2 protein-coding genes are annotated in these 2,888 nt (G+C 72.9%); one reads left to right on the top strand and one right to left on the bottom strand.

Annotated features, from left to right (window positions below; translation table 11 throughout):
* A partial coding sequence (locus RIN80_RS25040) for a DUF4184 family protein (RefSeq protein WP_309097912.1) occupies positions 1-771 on the bottom strand: 771 nt, incomplete at its 3' end.
* A gap of 318 nt (positions 772-1,089) precedes the next feature.
* Between RIN80_RS25040 and RIN80_RS25035 the strand changes: the two genes are divergently transcribed.
* A complete protein-coding gene (locus RIN80_RS25035; RefSeq protein WP_309097911.1) occupies positions 1,090-2,835 on the top strand; it encodes a lytic transglycosylase domain-containing protein in 1,746 nt (581 codons plus the stop codon).
* The last annotated feature ends 53 nt before the right edge of the window (positions 2,836-2,888 follow it).

Genomic DNA, 2,888 nt, shown 5'->3' with positions numbered 1-2,888 from the left:
CACGGCGTACAGCAGCAACCCCGCGACGAGCCCCGCGCCCGCGCCGAAGCACACCGTCGGGACGATCTCCCACGGTTTGGCCGCCGACCCCCAGTAGGCCCACCACCGCAACGCCCGCTGGACCGCCCCCACCAGGGCGAGACCGCCGATCACGGCCGCGGCCGCCCAGCGGTCCCCGGCCGACAGCACCGGAACGCCCGCCGGCTCACCCCCCGGCATCCGGCGCAGCGCCCGCGCCGCGAACACGATGATCACGACCGCGGCCACCGCCGAACCGCCGTACTGCAGGTACCAGTACAGCGGCGAGCCCGCCACCTCCCGCCCCAGCACCGGGAACACCCGCATCCCCCACCGGTCGGGATGCGTGAACGCGTCCCACACGACATGCGTCAGCGCCCCGAGCACCGCCGACCCGTACCACCACGCCACCAGCGACGGCCGCACCCGCGCGCGGGGCGCCCCGCACCGCACCAGCGTGGCCACCCGCCCCTGCCGGGCCCGCGGCAGCAGCGCCACCGAAGGCTCACGCAGGAGCAGCCACAGCCCCACCAGCGCCCAGGCGACCAGCACATCGACCGTGAACACACCGGGGAAGGAGTGCGTCACGTCCCCGAACTCCATCGCCCCGGGCAGGACACTCGCCGCGTAGTAGGTCATGTCGGGCGCGAAGGAACCCGCCACCAGCACCGCGGGCACCAGTCGGCCCCGGCCGCTCCCGTCGGTCCGCACAGCGGGGAGGACGGCTGCCGCATGGCTCAGCGTGAACGGCAACTCGGCTCCTCGGCGACGGTGTTCGGCAGCGGGATCACAGGGCCCTCAGTATGGGGGACGCCGTACGCCGGTACCTCGCGGTGCCCTCCACATGGCCAACCGGTGAAAACCGGGCACGAACGGGTGTCTGCGCAAAGCAAGTTGTCGTAGGGTCGCCAGGGTCACCGTGCCGGGGTGGAGAGATGTCCTCCGGAGGGCAACCACTCGGGCCGGTCGATCGTCACAACAGAGCGAACGCAACAGCGGTACGCGAACGCACCACACGGAGCGCAACAGACAGAGACGGGCGCTCGGGCGTCCACGGGAGGGGTTCACTCTATGGCGGCGCAATTCGGCAGGAGGCTGCGCAAGGGGGCGGCGACGACCGCCGTGGCCGCGGTGGCGGTCGCGGCCCTGTCCGCCTCCCAGGCTCCGGGCGTGAACGACCACGGCAGACAGACCGCCGCCGACGCCACCCCGTCGCCCGACGTGAACGCCTCCGACGGCAGCGCCACCGGCAACTCGCCGTACTACACGGACCTGCCGCCGCTGAAGAGCCCCAACCCGTCCCCGTCCACCGGACCGTCCCCGAGCGGCCGGGGCGAGACCGAGGCGGGCATTCCCGCCACCGTCCTCGACGCGTACAAGAAGGCCGAGGCCTCGCTGCGCGAGTCCAAGCCCGGCTGCAACCTGCCCTGGCAACTGCTCGCGGCCATCGGCCGGGTGGAGTCCGGTCAGGCCCGCGGCGGCCGGGTCGACGCCGAGGGCACCACGATCGGGAAGATCCTCGGCCCGCAGCTCGACGGCAACGGCTTCGCCCTCATCAAGGACACCGACAACGGCGCGTACGACGGCAACAGCGCGTACGACCAGGCCGTCGGTCCCATGCAGTTCATCCCGTCCACCTGGGCCTGGGCGGGCCGCGACGGCAACGCCGACGGCAAGAAGGACCCCAACAACATCTACGACGCCGCCCTCGCCGCCGGCCACTACCTCTGCCGCAACAACTGGGACCTGTCCGACCAGGACGACCTCGACAGGGCGATCCTCAGCTACAACAACTCGCGCGAGTACCTCAACCTCGTCATGAGGTGGCTGGAGTACTACCGCAAGGGCACGCACGAGGTTCCCGACGGCACGGGCACCCTGCCCGGCAACCGCAGCGACGGCGGCTCCGGCGCGAACCCCGACCCGTCCACGCCGGCCAGCCCGTCCACGCCGAGCACACCGGGCCGCGAAACCGCCGAGCCGAAGCCCGGCCCCAAGCCGGAAAAGCCCGGGGGCGGCACGCCGCAGCCCAAGCCGCCCACCACCCCGCCCGGCTCGACGACCCCGCCGCCCTCCACGTCCCCCACGCCCACCGACACGGTGGACCACCTGGAGAACGCGGGAACGGCGAAGCTCACCGCCATGGCAGGCGACGCGTTCGCCCAGCGCATCAGCACCCGCGCCGAGACGAAGGCGGGCAAGGCCGTCGCCAAGGTCCGCGTCCGTTTCACGATCCTCGGCGACACGGACACCACCTTCACCGGCGGCGAGAGCGTGGCCACGGTCGCCACCAACAGTTCCGGCGTGGCCGTCGCGCCCGCCCTGCAGGCGGGGGAGAAGACGGGCGCCGTCACCATCCGGGCCACGGTCGTGGGCCGGACGGTCGCGGGCCTCGACTACACGGCCACCGTCACCGAACGCGCCGCCGACAAGCTCGCCCGCACCGGCGACGGAGCACTGACCTGCGTGCCGGGCGGCGAGTTCGCGAGCCCGGTCCAGGTGAAGGCGACGTACCGGGGCGCCGTCGCCGACGGTGTCGCCGCCACCGCCACCCTCGTCAAGTCGGCCGCCGACCCCACCGCCAACGACAAGGGCCCCTACTTCAAGGACGCCGCCGGCAAGCCCGTGCGCACCCTGGCGGGCCTGACGACCGACGCGAAGGGCCTGCTGACGCTGCCCAAGCTGTACGCGGACGACACGACCGGCACGTTCCTGCTGCGCATCACCACCGCGGGCGGAGCGACCCTCACCGTCGAGCTGACGGTGGCGGCCGCGGAGACGTCCTCGCCGAGCCCTTCGGCCAGCCCGAGCGCGTAGCTCTCAGGTACGACGGACGGCGCCTCTTCTTCACGCGGAGGGGCGCCGTTGTC

It is taken from the genome of Streptomyces sp., assembly GCF_031181705.1.
In the GTDB taxonomy this organism is placed as follows: domain Bacteria; phylum Actinomycetota; class Actinomycetes; order Streptomycetales; family Streptomycetaceae; genus Streptomyces.
The sequence above is the reverse complement of the archived record's forward strand: the minus strand, read 5'-3'. Positions and strand labels throughout refer to the sequence as shown.

Bases quoted from the DNA above. Each gene is read 5' to 3' on its own strand.
- RIN80_RS25035 (WP_309097911.1), top strand. From the start codon at position 1,090: ATGGCGGCGCAATTCGGCAGGAGGCTGCGCAAGGGGGCGGCGACGACC.